Genomic DNA, 17,612 nt, shown 5'->3' with positions numbered 1-17,612 from the left:
GGGGCCGCGTCGTGGCGCGGCTCCACCTCAGGTCGACCGACTCAACCCGCGGCGCGGCCGTAGGCGGGGCCGTGCTCGGCGAGGAAGTCGTCCCAGCTGCCCGGCTGGGGGCCGCCGGCGACCTCGGCGGCGAACCTGTCCAGGTACCAGTGCCAGCCGAGCACGTAGTCGGTGACCTCGGTGCCGGCGGCGAAGACCTGGGTGAACAGCAGGACCGTCTCCTCACCCTCGCGGCTGAGGTCGAGCTGCACCCGCCAGCCCTCCTCGGTGTCCCAGTCGACCACCAGCCGGTGCGGCGCGGCGCACTCCACGATCCGCATCGGCTCACCGATCGGCGTCTCCTCGTGGGTCATGGTGAAGGTGCCACTGCCGCCGACGCGACGCTCGCCCTCGTAGGTGCCGATCCAGCGGGCCATCCGGTCGGGCTCGGTGAGCGCCGCCCAGACGTCCTCGATCGGGTCGGGCCAGCTGCGGCGGAACTGCAGCCGCACGCCCTCGGGCCCCTCGCTGACCTGCCCCAGCCGCTCGTCCAGCGTGCTCATCGACCGTCCTCCGGTGCTCGGGCCCGCCGTCCGCGGGCGATCTCGGTGTCCAGCGCGTCGAGGCGCTGCGCCCACAGCCGCCGGTAGGGCGCCAGCCAGGCGTCCAGCTCCGACAGCGGCCGGGGGTCCAGCGCGTACACCCGGCGCTGCCCCTCGGCCCGCACCTGCACCAGGCCGGCCTCACGGAGCACCCGCAGGTGCCGGCTGATCGCCGGCCGGGTCACCGGGAAGTGCCCGGCGAGCTCACCGGCGCCCTGCTCACCGGTGGCGAGCAGGGCGACGATCTGCCGCCGGGTCGGGTCGGCCAGGGCCGCGAGCGCCTCCACGGGCGAATGTGTAACAGAAGTCTTACGTAAAGGTCCAGTTACGCACAACGGTTCGGACGACGTCCGGCCGGGCAAGCGACCGGCATGACCGTCACCGACCCCGACACCCCCGACCCGCTCAACGACCCACGCACCACCCAGGCCGACCCCGGCGCACTGGGCCAGGGCGAGGACCTCGCCTCCACCGCGGACGACGACCTCACCGCCGGCGAGGACGAGCTCGCCACCTCCCGGACCGAGGCCGACGAGGCCGGTGGCGGCGACGTCACCGGCGGGTTCGCCGGCGCGGTCGGCGAGGCGCCGACCAGCGACCAGACCTGAGACGGACCGGTTCGACACCTGCGTGTGTCGTGCTCCGGGGAGTCGGGTAGCGCGGGACGGCAGGCTCAGCAACCGGCCGCGTGCACGCTCCCCGAGGAGGACCCATGGCCACCGGTGAGACCGGCTTCGCCGACGTCACGTTCGACCTGATCTCCGTCCAGTACCACTCGCTCAAGGCCGGGCACGACTACGGCCAGTACGTCCGGGACGCCGAGAACGCCGGCCTGGACGACGTCGCCTCGTTCTTCCGCGAGGTGATGGAGCAGGACTCCCAGCGCGCCCAGCGGGCCCACGACCTGCTGCGCGAGCTGGCCGGCACCGAGCACGGCGGTCCCGCCACCAGCTGACCCGGTCCGCCGGGAAACCCAGGTGCGCCGGGACGGGCGCGGTACGTAGCCTCTGCGGCCGCCCCGTCCCGACCGTCCTGGAGGTCTCCCGTGCTCGCCCTGACCGAGGCGGCGATCCGTCGCTCGCTGGTCAACTGCTCCCGCAGCGAGGCCGCCGCGCTCGCGTTGCCCCGCGACTTCGCCGACCTGGACTGGGCGTCGCTGGACGTGCTCGGCTGGCGCGACCCCAGGGCCGAGCTGCGCGGGTACCTCGTGCACGAGCAGGACGGCGGCCCGGTCGGCATCGCACTGCGGGCCGCGGACACGAAGATGTCCAGCCGCCGCTCGGCGATGTGCCTCCTCTGCCACGCGGTGCAGTCGGCCGACGCGATCTCGCTGTTCACCGCCCGCCGGGTCGGTGAGGCCGGGCGCAACGGCAACACGGTGGGCACCTACGTCTGCGCCGACCTCGACTGCGCCAGCCGGGTGCGGGTGGTCCCGCCCTCGGCGCAGCACCTGGACGAGGAGCTGCAGGCCCTCGCCGTCGAGGAGCAGGCGGCGGGGCTGCGTCAGCGGCTGCGGGCGTTCACCGCCGACGTCACCCGCCGCTGACCGGGCCGGCGAAGCCGTGGGTGCCGATCGGGGTGACCCGCCCGGCGCGCAGCTGCTCGATCACCTGCCGTTCGTGCGGCACCACCGGCTCCGGCAGGGCGTCCAGCGGGAACCAGCGCAGCTCGGCGGCCCGGTCCTCCTCGACCCGGCGCGGGGTGCCTGCCCAGCGGCGGCAGGCGAAGAAGAAGTCCACCCGCTCGTCCACCGGGCCGTGCGGGGCCGCGGTGCGGTGCAGCACGCCCAGGGGCTCGAGGTCGGCCGGGTCGAGCAGCACGTCCAGCTCCTCCCGCGCCTCCCGGACGGCGGCGGCCAGCACCGACTCGCCCGCCTCGACGTGGCCGGCGGCCGCGGCGGCCCAGTGCTCGTCCATGAAGCCGGTCCCCCGGCGGAGCTGCAGCAGCAGCTCGTCGTCACGGAGGAAGAGCACGTAGGCCGCGGGGACGACGCGGAACCGCTGGGTCACCCCTGGACCGTAGTGCTGCGCCCACCGGCGCCGGGGACGACGATGGGCCGGTGATCAAGACCCCGCTGACCCGCTGGTTCGACCTCGACGTCCCGCTGTTCGGGGCGCCGATGGCCGGTGTCGCCGGCGGCGAGCTGGCCCGCGCGATCTCCCTGGGCGGTGGGCTGGGGATGATCGGGGTCGGTTCGGAGACCCCGGTGGAGTGGCTGACCGACCAGGCGCGACTGCCCGCCGAGGCCGACGTCTCGCACGGTGTCGGGCTGATGGCCTGGGCCCTGGAGCGGCGCCCGGAGCTGCTGGCCGCGGCGATCGCCACCGAGCCGGTGCTGGTCTCGGTGTCCTTCGGCGACCCGGCGCCGTTCGTCGGGCCGCTGCACGACGCCGGCATCGCCGTGGCCACGGCGGTGAACTCGCTGGCCGACCTGGACCGCGCCCTGGACGCCGGGGCCGACGTGATCGTCGCCCAGGGCACCGAGGCCGGCGGGCACACCGGGCAGCGCGCCACGCTGCCGTTGCTGCAGGAGGTGCTGGCCGCGACCGACCGGCCGGTGCTCGCCGCCGGCGGGGTGGCGACCGGCGCCGGGCTGGCCGCCGTCCTGGTGGCGGGCGCGGCCGGCGCCTGGATCGGCACCCCGTTCCTGTCCTGCACCGAGGCGGCGAACACCCCGGCCACCCGGGAGCGGGTGCGGGCCGCCGCCGGCGACGACACGGTGCTGACCAGTGCCTTCGACGTCGCCCAGGGGCTGCCGTGGCCGGACCGCTGGCCCGGCCGGGCCCTGGTCAACGACTTCACCCGGACCTGGCACGGCCGGGAGGACGAGCTGCGCGGCGACACCGCGGCCGCCGACCTGGTGCGCCGGGCGCGGGCCGAGGGCGACCTGCAGAACGCGCCGGTCTACGCCGGGGAGTCCGTCGGGCTGGTCACCGCCGAGGAGTCGGCCACCGACGTCGTCCGGCGGCTGACCGCCGACGCCCGCACCGCGCTCGAACGCGCCCCCCGCCTCCTCGGCTGAGCCGGCGCCTGCGGCCCCGGTGCAGGGGCGAGGGAGCCTCCCTCAGATGCTGCAGGTGCCGTCGGCGCAGCCCTCGGCGGCGGGGACGGTGGTGAGCGGGTGGGCGTCGGCCCAGGCGCGCTCGAGCAGCTGCAGCAGCACCTCGGCCGGCTGCGCGCCGGCGGCGCCGTAGGTGCGGTCGACGACGAAGAACGGGACGCCGGTGGCGCCCAGGGCCCGGGCGGTCTCGACGTCCTCCCGCACGGCGGGCAGGAAGCGGCGGTCGGCGAGCGCGGCGCGCACCTCGGCCTCGTCCAGCCCGACCTCGACGGCCAGCGGCACGAGCGCGTCGACGTCGAACACCGACCGCTGCTCGGTGAAGTGCGCGTGCAGCAGCCGCTCCTTCATCTCGCTGCGCAGCCCGTGCTCGGCGGCCAGGTGGATGAGCTGGTGGGCGAGCAGGGTGTTGCCGCTGACCCCGTCGGCCAGGTGGTACTCCAGGCCCTCACCGGCGGCGATCTCCTCGACCCGCTGCATCTGCTGGGCCATCTGCTCGACGCTGCTGCCGTACTTGGCGGCCAGTGCCGGCAGGGTCGGCTCGGTGTGCCCCTCGGGGATGCTCGTGTCGAGCTGGAAGGAGCGCCAGACCACCTCGACCTGGTCGGCGTGCGGGAAGCGGGAGAGCGCCGTCTCCAGCTTCCGCTTGCCGATGTAGCACCACGGGCACACGACGTCCGACCACACCTCGACCTGCATGACCCGCGCAACCCGCGGGCCGGTGCGGGCATTCCGGGGGTCACCCGGCCGGAGGAGCCGCCGCCTGCGCCCGGCCGTCGCCGGGCGTGGGGTCGAGGAACACGTACCGGACGCCGCCGTGCCGGGCGACCAGCCGCCGCTCCGCCTCGTCGGAGGCCCGCTCGATGTCGGCGACGGTCGCGGTGTCGGCGAAGTCGACCTTCGCCGACACGATCAGCTGCCCGGGCCCGATCACCGAGGTCAGCAGGAACGGGACGGCGTCGACCTGGTCCAGGCCGGCGATCTCGGCGCGCAGCTCCTCCTGGACCGAGGCCGGCACGGACTGGCCGATCAGCAGCGACGTGTTGGCGCGGGCCAGCGACCAGGCGACCGCGATCAGCACCAGGCCGATGAGGATCGCCGAGAGGCCGTCCCACAGCGGGTCACCGGTGACCTGCTCGAGGAACAGGCCCAGTGCGGCGAGCACGAGACCGACCAGGGCGGCGCTGTCCTCGAAGGTGACCGCCTTGAGCGTGGTGTCCGTGGTGCCCCGCAGGTACCGGAGGGGGCTGATCCCCCGCGACCGGGCCTCGCTGCGCACCTGCCGCACCGCCTTGAGCAGCGAGCTGGCCTCCAGCACGAAGGAGACGGCGAGCACGACGTAGGAGATGGTCGGCGAGCCCTGCTCCTCCCCCTCCCGGATCGTCTCGACGCCCTGGTACACCGAGAAACCGGCGCCGACGGCGAAGGTGCACAGCGAGGCGAGGAAGGCCCAGAAGTAGGTCTCCCGCCCGTACCCGAAGGGGTGCCGGGCGTCCGCGGCCTTGTTGCCCCGCTTGAGCGCGACGAACAGCAGCACCTCGGTCACCGTGTCGGCCAGCGAGTGCGCCGCCTCGGACAGCATCGCCGAGGAGTGGCTGACCAGGCCGCCGACCAGCTTGGCGGCGGCGATGGCCAGGTTGACCGCCCCGGCCAGGACGACGGTGCCGGTCGACTCGCCGCCGGAGCCCCCGCCGGACCCGCCGCCCTCGGCCTCCTGGACGAGGGCGTGCTCGGTGCCGGGGGTCGGTTGCGTCATGCACCGGCCGTTTCCCCGGGTCGCTGATCGACAACCACCCGGGACCGGGCGCCCGGCGACGGTCGGCCCGTCCGGTCAGCTGAGGCGCTGCTCCAGGTGCACCAGCACCGGCGCTCCGGCCTCGCTCTTGCCGATCCCCACGCACAGCGCCTTGCGCAGCGGCAGCCAGTGCGGGCCCTGCCCCGAGGGCATCAGGGTCGCGGCGAACGGGTGGCCGTCCAGCGTGCCGGTGACCTTGACCGCCCGCCGGGTGCCGAGCACCTCGGCCGAGCCGGGCAGCTCCAGGTAGGTGGGGAACGCGCCGTCCTTCTCGATGACGCAGCGGAAGACGGCGTCGAGCGGCTGAGCAGGGGTGTCCGTGGTGGTCATGGCGAGAGGACTCCCGGGGCGGCGTGAACTCATCGCCGGGTCAGGAGGCGGCGACCGCCGGCACGTGCTCCTGGCCGATCCGGATGATCTCGTCCAGCCGCGCGCGGGCCTCGGTCAGCTCGGCGATCTGCCGGTCGATGCCGTCCCGCTGCTCGACCAACCGACCCAGCATCGCCGGGGTGGCGACGCCGGTGTGCACGCACGGCAGCACCTCCAGGACGTCCTGGCTGTTCAGCCCGGCGGCGTACAGCTGCTGGATGAACTGCACCCGGCCGACGGCGCTCTCCGGGTACCGGCGCTGCCCGCTGGCGCTGCGCTCGGCCTCCAGGAGGCCCTGCTCCTCGTAGTAGCGCAGCGCCCGCACGCTCACGCCGGCGCGGGTGGCGACCTCACCGATGCGCAGCACCGGGCCTCCCCAGGTGATCGGACTCACTGTTGACCCTGACGTCAGCGTGAGGTCCTAGCGTCCCGGACAGCCCATCCCGAACGCAAGGAGAACCACCATGGACATCACCGGATCGGTCGCCCTCGTCACCGGCGCCAACCGCGGCCTCGGCCGCCAGTTCGCCCAGCAGCTCGTCGAGCGCGGCGCCGCCAAGGTCTACGCCACCTCCCGCCGTCCCGAGCTGGTGGACGTCCCCGGCGTCGAGGTGTTCCGGCTCGACATCACCGACCCGGAGTCGGTCGCCGCGGCAGCCGCGGCCGCCGGCGACGTGACCCTGCTGGTCAACAACGCCGGCATCACCACCCGCGCGAACCTGGTCACCGGCGACCTGGCCGACGTCCGACGGGAGATGGACACCCACTTCTTCGGCACGCTGGGCGTCGTCCGGGCGTTCGCGCCGGTGCTCGCCCGCAACGGCGGCGGCGGGATCGTCAACGTGCTCTCGGCGCTGTCCTGGTTCTCCACCGACGGCGCGAACGCCTACGCCGCGGCCAAGGCGGCGGCGTGGAGCCTGACCAACGGCGTGCGGATCGAGCTCACCGGCCAGGGCACGCAGGTGACCGGCGTGGTGCTGGGCGCGGCCGGCACCGACATGATGGCCGGCTACACCGGCCCGATGAGCGCGCCGGCCGACGTCGTCCGGGCAGCGCTCGACGGCGTCCAGGCCGGCGACTGGGAGGTGCTGGTCGACGACTGGAGCCGGGGCGTCAAGGCCTCGCTGGCCGCCGACCCGCGCGACTTCTACGGCCAGCTCACGGTCTGAGGCAGGGCCCCGCTCCCCCACCGCCCGAGCCCGGGTGCCCCGGTGCAGGGGCCTGCCGCGAGCCTGCGAGCGGTGGGGGGGCGACGGTCAGGCCCCGGTGCAGGGGCCCGCCGCGAGCCTGCGAGCGGTGGGGGGCAACGGGGTCCTTCCTCAGCGGACGCCGACGAGGTCGACGACGAAGACCAGGGTGGCGCCGGGCTTGATGACGCCGCCGGCCCCGCGCTCGCCGTAGGCCTTGTGCGGCGGGATGGTCAGCCGGCGACGGCCGCCGACCTTCATGCCGACGATGCCCTCGTCCCAGCCCTGGATGACCATGCCGACGCCGATCCGGAACTCCAGCGGGTCGCCGCGGTCCCAGGAGGCGTCGAACTGCTCGCCACCGTCGTGGGTGACACCGACGTAGTGGGCGCTGACGAGGCTGCCGGCGGTGGCCTCGGGGCCGTCGCCGACCACCAGGTCCTCGATGACGAGGTCGTCGGGGGCCGGGCCGGTCGGCGGCTCGACGTCGGGGCGGGTGAGCTCTGCCACGGGGGTCTCCTCGGGGTCGGCGCCGGGGCTGTCCCGGCGGGTCCCGGCCCATCCAACCCGCCGACCGGCCACCGGCGACAGTCGGCCTCCGAGGCGGAGCGACTGCGCCGGAGGTGAGTTGCACGCCGCGGGTGGGTCGCCGGCGACCGGCTCCAGTGGCCGCTCGGCGACCACTGGCTCGCGAGCGTGCTGGTGTCCTGGTTGGAGGTGTGCGTGGCTCCGGATCCGTCGTCGGGCCCTGGGAGCGTTCCCACCGCCGCCGACCTCTTCACCGGAGGTGGTGAGGCGGGCCGGCTGATGGCCGCCCACGACTGGTCGCGCACCCCGGTCGGCCCGGTGGAGAGCTGGCCGGCCGGGCTGCGCTTCGCCGTGCGCACGGTGCTGGCCTCCCGCTTCCCGATGGTGCTCACCTGGGGCCCGGAGTACGTCCAGTTCTACAACGACGGCTACGCGCCGTTCATCGGCGACAAGCACCCGGCCATCGGGGAGGACATCCGGGTCACCCTGGCCGAGGGCTGGGCCGCGCTGGCCGGTCCGGTGGAGCACGCCATGGCCACGCGCGAGGCGTCCTGGCTGCCGCGGCTCCCCCTGCTGCTGGAACGGGCCGGCTACCGCGAGGAGACCTACTTCACCGTCTCGCACGCCCCGGCCTTCGGTGACGACGGTGCCGTCGCCGGCATGCACGGGGTGTGCACCGAGGTCACCGGCGAGGTGCTCGCGGAGCGGCGGCAGCGGCTGCTGCACGACCTGTCCACCGCCGGGGGTGCCCTCGACGACGAGGGGGCGCTGCTGGCCGACCTCGGTGAAGCACTGGCCGGCGGCCCGCTGGACGTGCCGTTCGCCGCGGTCTACCTGCAGGACGGCGGCGTCCTCCGACGCGCCGTGACGGTCGGCTGCCCGCCGGAGCTGCTCCCCGCGACCGTCGCCGATGCCGCGGCCCTCCCCGGGCCGGTCGGCGACCTGGGCCTGGTGGGCGGGTTCTGGCAGGACCCGGTGCGCGAGGCGGTGACGCTCCCGCTGACCGCGGCCAACGGCGGCACACCGATCGGCGTGCTGGTCGCCGGGGTGAGCCCGAACCGGGCGCTGGACGCCGAGTACCGCACCTTCCTGGAGCTGGTGGCCGGGCAGTTCGTCAACGCGCTGGGCAACGCCCGGGCCTTCGAGGCGGAACGCCGGCGGGCCGAGTCGCTGGCCGAGCTCGACCGGGCCAAGACGGCGTTCTTCTCCGACGTCAGCCACGAGCTGCGCACCCCGTTGACCCTGCTGCTCGGGCCGATCGGCGACGCGCTGGCCGACACCGGCCAGCCGTTGCCCGAGGCCACCCGGGAGCAGCTCACCCTCGCCATGCGCAACGGCCAGCGCCTGCAGCGCCTGGTCAACGACCTGCTCGACTTCGCCAGCATCGAGGCCGGGCGGGCCGCCGCCGTCCGCGTCGAGACCGACGTGGCCGGCTTCACCGCCGAGCTCGCCGGGGTGCTGCGCGCCGCGGCGGAACGGGCCGGCCTCCGCCTGACCGTCGACTGCCCACCGCTGCCGCGACCGGTGCACGTCGACCCGCGGATGTGGGAGAAGGTCGTCCTCAACCTGCTGTCGAACGCGGTGAAGTACACGTTCGTCGGCGGTATCGAGGTGACGCTCCGCGACGAAGACGACGAGGTGGTGCTCACCGTCTCCGACACCGGCATCGGCATCCCGGCCGCCGAGCTGCCGCTGGTGTTCGACCGCTTCCACCGCGTGCCGGGCTCGCTGGCCCGCAACCGGGAGGGCACCGGCATCGGGCTGGCGCTGGTGCGCGAGCTGGTCGCCCTGCACGGCGGCACGGTGACCGTGGCCAGCGAGCCGGGCGCGGGCAGCACGTTCAGCGTGCGCATCCCCTACGGCGTCGCGGACGCCGAGGCCGACGCCGCCCACCCGGCTGCCCCGTCGGAGGCCGCGCACGGCACCGCGCAGGCCTGGGAGCAGGACGTCGCCGCGCCCGAGCTGCCCAGCGCCCCGGCCGACCCGGGCACCACCGTGCTGGTCGTCGACGACAACGCCGACATGCGCACCTACCTGACCCGGCTGCTGTCGCCGGTCTGGCGGGTGGAGACGTGCGCCAACGGCGAGGAGGCGCTGGCCCGGATCGCCGAGCGGCGGCCCGACGTCGTCCTGACCGACGTGATGATGCCGCGGGTCGACGGCTTCGAGCTGCTCCGCCGGCTGCGTGCCGACCCGGCCACGGCCGCCGTCCCGGTCATCATGCTGACCGCGCGGGCCGGCCAGGAGGCCGCGGTCGAGGGCTTCGCCGCCGGGGTCGACGACTACCTGGCCAAGCCGTTCCAGGCCGCCGAGCTGATCGCCCGGGTGCGGGTCGCGATCGACCGCGCCGCCGGCCTCCGCGCAGGCACCGCCGTCGCGCCTCCGGCGCCCCCGCTCGCCCCGGCGGCGGCCGACCCGGACGTCCGCACCCTGGTGCCGGCCAGCCGGGCCTCCGCCGGCTCCGTACCGGCCCCGGCCCCGGCCCCGGCGGCCCCCGTACCGGCAGCCGCCGTACCGGTGGCAGCGGTCCCGGCGGCCCCGATCCCGGTGGAGCCGGTCCCGGCAGCCGCCGCACCGGGCCGGCTCACCGAGCGGTGGCGGCTCCCGACTTCCCCCGGGTCGGTCCCGGCGCTGCGCCGCGCACTGCGCCGGCTGCTCACCGACGCCGGGCTGGACGAGGACCAGGCCTACGACCTGCTGCTGGCCGCCTGCGAGGCCGCGACCAACGCGATCGAGCACGCCCAGCACCCGACCCAGCCGTTCGTCGAGGTGACCGCCGAGGCGTCGGCCGACGAGGTGGTCATCGTCGTGCGGGACCACGGGCAGTGGCGGGAGCGGGTGCCGAGCATGGACCGCGGCCGCGGGTCGGCCCTGATGAGCGCGTTCGCCGACATCACCGTCGTCCCCGCGCCCGAGGGCACCACGGTCACCATCCGCGCGCCGCGGGTCTGACCCGCGCGGTCAGACCCGGACGACGACACCGCGACGGAGCAGCACCGCGCACACCGCCCAGATCACCGTGACCGACACCGCCGGGTACAGCCAGGCCGAGGCGGTCGCCCCGGCCACCGAGCTGACCCACCCGTCGACGGCGGGCTGCACCGTGCCGCCGAGCGCCGCGCGGAAGACCAGCTCGGAGAAGACGAACGCCACGATCGCGTTGGCCCCCAGCACCTCGGCCGGCCGCAGCGGGCGCCGCACGCCCCGCTGGTCGGCCAGCCAGTGCACCGCGGCCAGCGCCAGCAGCGCGATCCCGGCGGTGACCAGCACGAACGACGGCGACCACAGCCGCTTGTTCACCGGCACGAGCGGGGCGAGCGCGAGCCCGGCGGCCAGCACCGCGGCCCCGCCACCGGCCAGCCGCACCAGCGCGGGCCGCCCCGGGGCCCGCTGGAGCGCCCGGCCGGCGAGCACCCCCAGGTAGACGGTGACCGCGCTGCCCAGGTAGGAGTGCGGAGCTTCGGCCGAGAACGGCAGCCCGAGCGCCCCGTCGACGACGTGCCCCCACGACCGGTCCGGCGCCGCCCCGGCGACCCGGCTGGCCACGGTGAGCCCGGCCAGCACCGCGGCGGCCGCGACGGGCTGGGCCGCCCGCGGCAGGCGCAGCAGCAGCCAGCACAGCAGGTAGGCCCCGGCGATGTGCCCCAGCACCCCGGCGCCGACGACGCCCGGACCGTACTTGGCGGTCACCACCAGCCAGCCCAGCAGCGTCAGCTTCAGCACCCGGGTCAGCACGTCTCGCGGCCGGGCGGCCCGCCGGGAGAAGGGCATCGAGACGCCGACGACCAGCAGGAAGACCGGGAAGACGACGTCGGCCAGGTGCAGCCCGTCCCAGTCGGTGTGCTGCAGCTGCGGGGTGATCGAGTCGTTGCCGCGGTTGTCCACCGCGAGCATCCCGACCACGGCCAGCCCGCGCAGCGCGTCGACCCCGCGCAGCCGGAGCGGCGCGGCCGGGGGGCGCGCCACCTCGGCCGTACGCGGTGGTGCCACCAGCTGGCTGGTCACGCAGCCACGCTAAGGCGGCCCACGCCGGCGCGCCTGCCGAGCGCGCTCCCTCCCCCGGACGGACGACACGCCCAGGCACGCACCGCCCGGCGCCGTCGGGGTGGGTTAGCGTCCGCCGACCGAGCGGGCCGACCCGCGTACCGCCTGCTCCCGCCCGGGACCCGGCCCGGCAGCGAGACGAGGAGCGACGGATGGCGGGGAGCACCAGCCGGCGGCGCTTCCTGCTGGGCGCCGGCGCGACCGGCCTGGCCATCGGACTCGGCTCGGCGGCCACCGCCGAGGCGGTGTCCGGCGCGAAGGGCCTGGTCCCGGCACCCCGTGTGCCGGCCGACGGGACGTCGGGGCAGGGGGTCGGCGCCGCGTTCCCGGAGGTGTGGGAGGAACCCGGCCGCTTCGGCGCACCCCGGGTGGTCTGGTCGCTGCCGGTGGAACGGCCGCTGGCCGCGCTCACCTTCGACGACGGCCCCACCCCCGAGTACACGCCCCGGGTGCTGGCGGCCCTGGCCGCCGCCGGGGTCACCGCCACGTTCTACGTGATGGGCTCCAACGCCGTCGCCCACCCCGGCCTGCTGCGCGAGATCGTCGCGGCCGGGCACGAGCTCGGCAACCACTCGTGGAGCCACCGGGACCAGACCGGCCTCACCGTCGCCGAGACCCGCACCGAGATCGTCCGCTGCGCCGACGAGGTCGGGGCGATCACCGGCCGGCCCCTGACCGGCTTCCGGCCGCCCCGCGGCAAGCTGACCGGCTACGGCCTGCGGGTGTGCGCCGAGCTCGGCTACGACGTGTGGATCTGGTCGTGCACCCGCGGCCCGGACGGCACCGGGACCACCGACGTGGTCAGCACCCACCTGGCCCGCACCGTCCGGCCCGGGGACGTCGTCTGCCTGCACGACGGGCTGGGCCGGGGCACCTTCCAGCCCGGGACGGCCTTCGCCGCCGACCTGGCCGCGCGCCGCGAGGTGGAGGTCCGGGCACTGCCCGACGCGCTGCGCCGGATCGCCGACCGGGGGATCACCCTGACCAGCGCCGGCCGGCTGCTGGCCGCGGCCGACCGGGAGGCCGCCGTCCGCACGCTGACGGCGGCCGGCCTCCCCGTCGGGACCGCCTGAGGCCGGTCAGCCCAGCGGGCTGCGGGGCAGCAGCCGGTTGCTGATGATCCGCTTCTGGATCTCGCTGGTGCCCTCGAAGATGGTGGTCAGCCGGGCGTCGCGCCAGTGCCGCTCGACCTGCCGCTCGGTGGTGTAGCCGTTGCCGCCGTGCAGCTGCATCGCCTGGTTGGTCACCCGCACCGCCATCTCGGTGGCCTGCAGCTTCACCATCGCCGCCTCCCGCTCGCAGGGCAGCCCCTCGTCGAGCAGGTGGGCGACCTGCCGGTAGAACGCCCGCGACTGCTCCACCTCGGCGGCCATCTCGGCGAGGGCGAAGCGCAGCGCCTGGAAGTCACCGATCGGGTGGCCGAACTGCGCCCGTTCCTGCAGGTACAGCGTGCAGTCCTCGACCGCGGCGCGGGCCAGGCCGACGGCGCGGGCCGCGGTGTGCACCCGGGCGGTGTTCAGGAACGCCTGCGCCTCCCGGAAGCCGGCGCCGGAGTCCGCGCCGTCCGTGCCGCCCTCGCCGGGGGCGACGATCAGGTCCCCGGCCGGGATGCGCACCCGGTCGAAGGTGAGGTCCCAGGTCAGGAAGCCGTGGTAGCCGACCTTGTCGATGGCGTAGCCGGACAGCCCCGGCGGGAACGAGCCACGCTCCTTGACCAGCAGCAGGTTCCGCAGCCCGCGCGACCGGGACTCCCCCGGCTGCGGGTCGGCCACCCGCACCAGCACCTGGATGAAGTCGGCGGCCTTCGCGTTGCCGCACCAGCGCTTGTGACCGGTGACCACCCACTCGTCGCCCTCGAGCACCGCGCGGGTCTGCACGTTCGCCAGGTCCGAGCCCGCCTCCGGCTCCGACAGCGCCACCGCGCCGATCCACGAGCCGCCGGCGCTGCGGCGCAGCAGCTCGCGACGGCGCGCCGGGTCGGCCACCGCCGTGCCCATGCCCTGCGAACGGGCCAGGATGCTGGCCACGCTCATCCACGCCCGGGCCAGCTCCTCGCTGACCATGCAGTACTCGAAGACGCCGAGCCCCAGCCCGCCATCGTCCGCCGGGACGGTGATGCCGAACCACCCCAGCTCGCCCAGTCGCTCGAGCAGGTGCTGCGGGATCTCGCCCTTCTGCGGGTCCAGCTCGTCCGCGACCGGCAGCACCTCGTCCATCGCGAACCGGCGGGCCTGCTCCTGCAGCGCCGCACGGGCGGGCGTGTGCCACGGCGGGAGCAGCGCCGGCGGCTCGGGCGGCCAGGGCTGGTCGGGGGTCGCGGTGCGGCGGGCGGTCGACGTCATCGTCGCAGGCCTCCTGGAACGTCAGCGGTCCGGTCCGCTCACTGTCCAGGCACGGGGCGGCGGACGCACCCCTGAGTGATCAAGACGACACCGGTTCAGTCGACGGAGCACGGCGGCCGCTGCGCGTGCCAGGGGGTGCGCTGCTGGAACCAGGCGCCGGCGTCGAGCAGCCGGTCCTCGCCGCCTGCCGGCGCGGTCAGCTGCGCCCCGACCGGCATCCCGGAGAGCGGGTGCCGGCCCACCGGCAGCGCCAGCGTGGGGCCGGCGTGCAACGACCAGGGCGCGGTGAGCAGGGCCAGTCGCCGGGTGAGGGCCAGGACGTCGTCGTCCGTCGCCGCCAGCGGGACGTCGACCGGCAGCGTGGGGGTGAGCAACACGTCGACGCCGGCGAAGACCTCGTCCAGGCCCCGCTGGAACTCCGCCCGGGCCTCGAGCGCCTCCGCCCGGTCGCCCTCGGTGACCCCGGTGCCGACCCGCACCCGGGCGAGCGTGTCGGGGTGGAACAGGTGCGGGGCGGCCAGCCGCGCCTCGTGCAGGTCGGCCATACCGGCGTAGACGATCGTGTAGAGCACGTCCTGGGCCGAGCAGATGCCCGGCACCTCGACCGGCACCAGCTCGGCGCCGCCGTCGGCGAACACCTGCGCCGCCGCCGCGACGACCTCCTCGACGCCGGCGTCGATCTCGCCGTACCAGTGCGCCGGCAGCCCGATCCGCGCCGGCCGCGCGGGGACGGGCTCGCGCACCGGGCGGCCGGCGAGCACCGCGAACGTGCGGGCCACCAGCTGCACGTCCCGGGCGATCGGGCCGACGGCGTCGACCAGCTCGCAGACCGGGAAGGTGCCCGCCTGCGGGACGACCGACCCGCCCGGCCGCAGCCCGGTCACCCCGCACGCCGCGGCCGGCACGCGCACCGACCCGCCGGTGTCGGTGCCCACGGCCACGTCGACCAGCCCGGCGGCGACCGCGGCCGCACTGCCGCCGCTGGACCCGCCGGGGATGCGCGCGAGGTCCCAGGGGTTGCGGCACGGGCCGGCCGCGGAGTTCTGCGAGGTCAGCCCCACGGCGAACTCGCTGAGGTTGGTCTTGGCCACCACCTGCGCGCCGGCGTCGACCAGCCGGGTGACCACCTCGGCGTCGTCGGTGGGCACCCGGTCGGCGAAGTGCGCCGACCCGCAGGTGGTGCGCACCCCGGCGGTGTCGATGTTGTCCTTCAACCCCATGCGCAGGCCGGCCAGCGGACCCTCGGGGGCGTGCGGCAGCGGCGGGTCGACCACCGTGACCACGGCGTTGGTCGCGGCCAGCACCTCCTGCCGGCGGTGGGCGCTCACCGCCACGCCCGGGCTCGGGGACGGGAGGTCTGCGCGGTCACGGGCGGAGCCTGCCATCCGCACGGCCTCCCGTCAGCCCAGCCGCGCGCGGCAGGTCAGGCGGGCTGGGCCGGGCTCGGGTCGTCGACCGACGGCTCGTCGGCGAACAGCGGTGGCAGGTACCGCAGCATCAGCACCGACCAGGTCACGTGCGAGATCACCGGGGCCTGGATGCCGCCGCTGGCCCGGCGCTGCAGCGCGAACAGCAGCCCCATCGGCACCGACGCGAGCACCAGCGCCGGGTTGCGGGTGGCCACGGTGGCCAGCGAGTAGACGGCCGAGGACTTCAGCACCGGGTGCTCGACCCCGACCGCGGCGTACAGCGCGCCCCGGAAGAACACCTCCTCGGCGACCCCGTTGGCCAACGTCGTCGCCGTCACCATGCCCGGGTTGCCCTGCTGGGCGTACCGCAGCACCCGGGTGACCGCGGCGTCCAGCGGCGGGATGCGCTTGGCCACCAGGGCGGCGCCGTAGAACAGCCCGAACGCCCCGGCCCCGGCGACCACCGGGGTCAGCAGCGGACGGCGCAGGGTGGCCCTCGGGGTCTGCACCCAGCCCAGGTGCAGCGGCCCGGAGGCCACCCCGCCGGCCGCCCAGGTCGCGGCGACGCCCAGGGTGAGCGCGTAGAACGACGGCGAGTTCGGCCGGCGGGACAGCGAGACGCCCAGCAGCCCGGCCCCCAGCACCGAGACCGCCCCGGTCACCCGGCGGCGGCGGCGGAACGCGGCGTCGGACTCCCGGTGGTCGCGGGGCACCTTGTCCACCAGCCAGGACGGCGCCCGCGCCAGCAGCCGGGTGAGCCCCGCGTCGGAGACCAGGGCCTGCCCCAGCCGCCGTCGGGCGCGGGTCACCGGCCCCGCCCCTCGCGCGCCGCCCGCCGTTCCCGGGCCCGTTCGCCCAGGGCGGTGAGCACCGCGTCGTCGTAGCTCATCGGCTCGAACGGGACGACCGCGCGGATCGCGTCGTCGCGCACCACGACCTCGTTGGTCATCGAGTCGATCAGCGACCGCCCGGTCTGCAGGTCGACGTCGGTGACCAGCGACAGCCACCGGGAGGACAGGTGGGGGGTCAGCAGCGGCACCGGCACGATCAGCATCCGCCGGCCCTGGATCTCCGCCAGCCGGGTGAGCATCTCCAGGTACTCGAGCACCTCGGGGCCACCGACCTCGAACACCCGGCCCTCGGCCTCCGGCGCCTCGAGCACCCCCACCAGGTACCGGACGACGTCGGCGACCGCGATCGGCTGGGTGCGGGTGTGCACCCAGCGCGGCGTGATCATGGCCGGCAGGTGCGCGACCAGCTGGCGGGTCATCTCCCAGGAGACCCCGCCGTGGCCGATCACGATGCCGGCCCGCAGCACGGTGACCGGCACCCCGGTCTCACCCAGCAGGTGCTCGACCTGGCGCCGGCTGCGCAGGTGCGGGGACAGGTCGTCGGAGTCGTCGCCGAGCCCGCCCAGGTAGACGATCCGCCCCACCCCGGCGTCGGCCGCGGCCCGGGCGAAGGACCGGGCAGCCGCGGCGTCCTTCTCCTGGAAGTCCGCAGAGTCCAGCGAGTGCACCAGGTAGTAGGCCGCCGCGCAGTCGGCCAGCGCGCCCCGCAGCGAGGACTCGTCGCCGACGTCTCCCTGCACCGGGGTGCCCGCCCCGGGGTACGTGTCCGGGTGCCGGGTCATCGCCCGCACCTCGTGCCCGGCCTCCTCCAGCGCCGTGCACAGCCTGCTGCCGACGAACCCCGACGCCCCGGTGACCAGTACTCGCACGTGCCCCACCCTGGTCGTCGCGGCGTGGGCGCGCGACTCGGCCGTGCACGATCGGACCGTCGCCGGGGCGCGCGGGCCGGGCCGGCGCGGCAGGATCAGGGGATGACCGCCCCCCGCGACGAGCGGAACGTGCTGGGCGGGCCTCTCGAGCCGTGCGGCACCGACCCGATGACCGGTTTCACCCGCGACGGCTCGTGCACCAGCGGCCCGGAGGACCGGGGCAGCCACACCGTCTGCACCGTCGTCTCCGCGGAGTTCCTGGAGATGCAGCGGGAGCTGGGCAACGACCTGACCACCCCCCGCCCCGAGTACGGCTTCCCGGGGCTGCGGCCGGGCGACCGCTGGTGCGTGGTCGCCGTCCGCTGGCTGCAGGCGTTCCAGGCCGGGGTGCCGGCCGGGGTGGTGCTGGCGGCGACCAACGCCCGCGCGCTGCAGGTGGTGCCGCTGGAGGCGCTGCGCTCCCAGGCGGTCGACGTCCCGGACGACCCCTCCTCGCTCTGACCTGCCCGCGCACTTCCCGATCACCGCCGCCGAGCGGCGGGTCGCCGGCCTGCGCACCCCGGCGAGCCGGACCTCCGG

The 17,612-nt window shown here is 75.7% G+C and carries 21 protein-coding genes; 8 read left to right on the top strand and 13 right to left on the bottom strand.

What is annotated here, in order from left to right; genetic code table 11:
- Nucleotides 1-41: 41 nt before the first annotated feature.
- The gene (locus tag ACJTNH_RS09580) at nt 42-542 is read right to left on the bottom strand and encodes an SRPBCC family protein (RefSeq protein WP_458174982.1); all 501 of its coding nucleotides are present in this window, start codon (nt 540-542) and stop codon (nt 42-44) included.
- Complete coding sequence (locus ACJTNH_RS09575; protein ID WP_458174980.1) at nt 539-868, bottom strand: ArsR/SmtB family transcription factor; 330 nt, start codon at nt 866-868, stop codon at nt 539-541. Before ACJTNH_RS09575 ends, ACJTNH_RS09580 begins: the two co-directional genes overlap by 4 nt.
- Before the next feature lie 84 nt (nt 869-952).
- Between ACJTNH_RS09575 and ACJTNH_RS09570 the strand changes: the two genes are divergently transcribed.
- The 3 genes from ACJTNH_RS09570 (at nt 953) to ACJTNH_RS09560 (ending at nt 2,127) form a co-directional block, all read left to right on the top strand.
- Nucleotides 953-1,189 (top strand): hypothetical protein, encoded by a 237-nt coding sequence (locus ACJTNH_RS09570; RefSeq protein ID WP_458174978.1) that lies wholly within the window; start codon nt 953-955, stop codon nt 1,187-1,189.
- Between the two features lie 104 nt (nt 1,190-1,293).
- Nucleotides 1,294-1,536, top strand: a complete 243-nt coding sequence (locus tag ACJTNH_RS09565) for an acyl carrier protein (protein ID WP_458174976.1) — start codon at nt 1,294-1,296, stop codon at nt 1,534-1,536.
- A gap of 90 nt (nt 1,537-1,626) precedes the next feature.
- The gene (locus tag ACJTNH_RS09560; protein ID WP_458174974.1) at nt 1,627-2,127 is read left to right on the top strand and encodes an FBP domain-containing protein; all 501 of its coding nucleotides are present in this window, start codon (nt 1,627-1,629) and stop codon (nt 2,125-2,127) included.
- On the opposite strand, the gene ACJTNH_RS09555 is transcribed toward ACJTNH_RS09560, so the two are convergent.
- Entirely contained in the window at nt 2,114-2,590 is a 477-nt protein-coding gene (locus tag ACJTNH_RS09555; protein WP_458174972.1) for an NUDIX hydrolase, read from the bottom strand. The two genes, ACJTNH_RS09560 and ACJTNH_RS09555, sit on opposite strands and share 14 nt — an antisense overlap.
- Before the next feature lie 50 nt (nt 2,591-2,640).
- Here ACJTNH_RS09555 and ACJTNH_RS09550 point away from each other — a divergent pair, with 50 nt between their 5' ends.
- Nucleotides 2,641-3,603 (top strand): NAD(P)H-dependent flavin oxidoreductase, encoded by a 963-nt coding sequence (locus ACJTNH_RS09550; protein ID WP_458174970.1) that lies wholly within the window; start codon nt 2,641-2,643, stop codon nt 3,601-3,603.
- Between the two features lie 42 nt (nt 3,604-3,645).
- On the opposite strand, the gene ACJTNH_RS09545 is transcribed toward ACJTNH_RS09550, so the two are convergent.
- The 4 genes from ACJTNH_RS09545 to ACJTNH_RS09530 all read right to left on the bottom strand — a co-directional run bounded on the left by ACJTNH_RS09545 (nt 3,646) and on the right by ACJTNH_RS09530 (nt 6,170).
- Nucleotides 3,646-4,338 carry a DsbA family oxidoreductase gene (locus tag ACJTNH_RS09545; protein WP_458174968.1) on the bottom strand — a complete coding sequence of 231 codons (693 nt, stop codon included), beginning with the start codon at nt 4,336-4,338 and terminating at the stop codon, nt 3,646-3,648.
- Nucleotides 4,339-4,378: 40 nt separating this feature from the next.
- Nucleotides 4,379-5,395 (bottom strand): cation diffusion facilitator family transporter, encoded by a 1,017-nt coding sequence (locus ACJTNH_RS09540; RefSeq protein ID WP_458174966.1) that lies wholly within the window; start codon nt 5,393-5,395, stop codon nt 4,379-4,381.
- A 75-nt stretch (nt 5,396-5,470) separates the two neighbouring features.
- Complete coding sequence (locus ACJTNH_RS09535) at nt 5,471-5,764, bottom strand: DUF1905 domain-containing protein (RefSeq protein WP_458174964.1); 294 nt, start codon at nt 5,762-5,764, stop codon at nt 5,471-5,473.
- Between the two features lie 40 nt (nt 5,765-5,804).
- Complete coding sequence (locus ACJTNH_RS09530) at nt 5,805-6,170, bottom strand: MerR family transcriptional regulator (RefSeq protein WP_458174962.1); 366 nt, start codon at nt 6,168-6,170, stop codon at nt 5,805-5,807.
- A 97-nt stretch (nt 6,171-6,267) separates the two neighbouring features.
- Here ACJTNH_RS09530 and ACJTNH_RS09525 point away from each other — a divergent pair, with 97 nt between their 5' ends.
- Nucleotides 6,268-6,972, top strand: coding sequence for an SDR family oxidoreductase (locus tag ACJTNH_RS09525; protein WP_458174960.1), 705 nt, complete (start codon nt 6,268-6,270; stop codon nt 6,970-6,972).
- 150 nt (nt 6,973-7,122) lie between these two features.
- Here ACJTNH_RS09525 and ACJTNH_RS09520 read toward each other — a convergent pair whose 3' ends face one another.
- Nucleotides 7,123-7,500, bottom strand: a complete 378-nt coding sequence (locus ACJTNH_RS09520; protein ID WP_299953032.1) for an FKBP-type peptidyl-prolyl cis-trans isomerase — start codon at nt 7,498-7,500, stop codon at nt 7,123-7,125.
- Nucleotides 7,501-7,797: 297 nt separating this feature from the next.
- Between ACJTNH_RS09520 and ACJTNH_RS09515 the strand changes: the two genes are divergently transcribed.
- Nucleotides 7,798-10,470: an ATP-binding protein gene (locus ACJTNH_RS09515; protein ID WP_458174958.1), complete on the top strand. Its 2,673-nt coding sequence runs from the start codon at nt 7,798-7,800 to the stop codon at nt 10,468-10,470.
- 9 nt (nt 10,471-10,479) lie between these two features.
- On the opposite strand, the gene ACJTNH_RS09510 is transcribed toward ACJTNH_RS09515, so the two are convergent.
- A complete protein-coding gene (locus tag ACJTNH_RS09510; RefSeq protein ID WP_458174956.1) occupies nt 10,480-11,523 on the bottom strand; it encodes a heparan-alpha-glucosaminide N-acetyltransferase domain-containing protein in 1,044 nt (347 codons plus the stop codon).
- A gap of 191 nt (nt 11,524-11,714) precedes the next feature.
- On the opposite strand from ACJTNH_RS09510, the gene ACJTNH_RS09505 reads away from it, so the two are divergent.
- The gene (locus ACJTNH_RS09505) at nt 11,715-12,635 is read left to right on the top strand and encodes a polysaccharide deacetylase family protein (RefSeq protein WP_458174954.1); all 921 of its coding nucleotides are present in this window, start codon (nt 11,715-11,717) and stop codon (nt 12,633-12,635) included.
- 6 nt (nt 12,636-12,641) lie between these two features.
- Here the strand turns inward: ACJTNH_RS09505 and ACJTNH_RS09500 are convergent, their stop codons facing one another.
- The 4 genes from ACJTNH_RS09500 to ACJTNH_RS09485 all read right to left on the bottom strand — a co-directional run bounded on the left by ACJTNH_RS09500 (nt 12,642) and on the right by ACJTNH_RS09485 (nt 17,033).
- Nucleotides 12,642-13,904 carry an acyl-CoA dehydrogenase family protein gene (locus ACJTNH_RS09500; protein WP_458174952.1) on the bottom strand — a complete coding sequence of 421 codons (1,263 nt, stop codon included), beginning with the start codon at nt 13,902-13,904 and terminating at the stop codon, nt 12,642-12,644.
- Between the two features lie 95 nt (nt 13,905-13,999).
- Nucleotides 14,000-15,232, bottom strand: coding sequence for an amidase (locus tag ACJTNH_RS09495; RefSeq protein WP_458174950.1), 1,233 nt, complete (start codon nt 15,230-15,232; stop codon nt 14,000-14,002).
- Nucleotides 15,233-15,327: 95 nt separating this feature from the next.
- Nucleotides 15,328-16,122: a CPBP family intramembrane glutamic endopeptidase gene (locus ACJTNH_RS09490; protein WP_458174948.1), complete on the bottom strand. Its 795-nt coding sequence runs from the start codon at nt 16,120-16,122 to the stop codon at nt 15,328-15,330.
- Nucleotides 16,119-17,033: an NAD(P)H-binding protein gene (locus tag ACJTNH_RS09485; protein ID WP_458174946.1), complete on the bottom strand. Its 915-nt coding sequence runs from the start codon at nt 17,031-17,033 to the stop codon at nt 16,119-16,121. The genes ACJTNH_RS09490 and ACJTNH_RS09485 overlap by 4 nt, the downstream gene beginning before the upstream one ends.
- A gap of 102 nt (nt 17,034-17,135) precedes the next feature.
- Between ACJTNH_RS09485 and ACJTNH_RS09480 the strand changes: the two genes are divergently transcribed.
- The gene (locus ACJTNH_RS09480) at nt 17,136-17,534 is read left to right on the top strand and encodes a DUF2237 family protein (RefSeq protein WP_458174944.1); all 399 of its coding nucleotides are present in this window, start codon (nt 17,136-17,138) and stop codon (nt 17,532-17,534) included.
- Nucleotides 17,535-17,612: the final 78 nt, after the last annotated feature.

It is taken from the genome of Modestobacter lacusdianchii (assembly GCF_054177765.1).
Note: the sequence above shows the minus strand (reverse complement) of the source record. Positions and strands in the feature narration are given on the sequence as shown.

Excerpts from the sequence above, each read along its gene's own strand:
- ACJTNH_RS09580 (WP_458174982.1), bottom strand. The coding sequence starts at position 542 with ATGAGCACGCTGGACGAGCGGCTGGGGCAGGTCAGCGAGGGGCCCGAG.
- ACJTNH_RS09570 (WP_458174978.1), top strand. The coding sequence starts at position 953 with ATGACCGTCACCGACCCCGACACCCCCGACCCGCTCAACGACCCACGC.
- ACJTNH_RS09565 (WP_458174976.1), top strand. The coding sequence starts at position 1,294 with ATGGCCACCGGTGAGACCGGCTTCGCCGACGTCACGTTCGACCTGATC.
- ACJTNH_RS09545 (WP_458174968.1), bottom strand. The coding sequence starts at position 4,338 with ATGCAGGTCGAGGTGTGGTCGGACGTCGTGTGCCCGTGGTGCTACATC.
- ACJTNH_RS09540 (WP_458174966.1), bottom strand. The coding sequence starts at position 5,395 with ATGACGCAACCGACCCCCGGCACCGAGCACGCCCTCGTCCAGGAGGCC.
- ACJTNH_RS09535 (WP_458174964.1), bottom strand. The coding sequence starts at position 5,764 with ATGACCACCACGGACACCCCTGCTCAGCCGCTCGACGCCGTCTTCCGC.
- ACJTNH_RS09525 (WP_458174960.1), top strand. The coding sequence starts at position 6,268 with ATGGACATCACCGGATCGGTCGCCCTCGTCACCGGCGCCAACCGCGGC.
- ACJTNH_RS09515 (WP_458174958.1), top strand. The coding sequence starts at position 7,798 with ATGGCCGCCCACGACTGGTCGCGCACCCCGGTCGGCCCGGTGGAGAGC.
- ACJTNH_RS09505 (WP_458174954.1), top strand. The coding sequence starts at position 11,715 with ATGGCGGGGAGCACCAGCCGGCGGCGCTTCCTGCTGGGCGCCGGCGCG.
- ACJTNH_RS09500 (WP_458174952.1), bottom strand. The coding sequence starts at position 13,904 with ATGACGTCGACCGCCCGCCGCACCGCGACCCCCGACCAGCCCTGGCCG.
- ACJTNH_RS09480 (WP_458174944.1), top strand. The coding sequence starts at position 17,136 with ATGACCGCCCCCCGCGACGAGCGGAACGTGCTGGGCGGGCCTCTCGAG.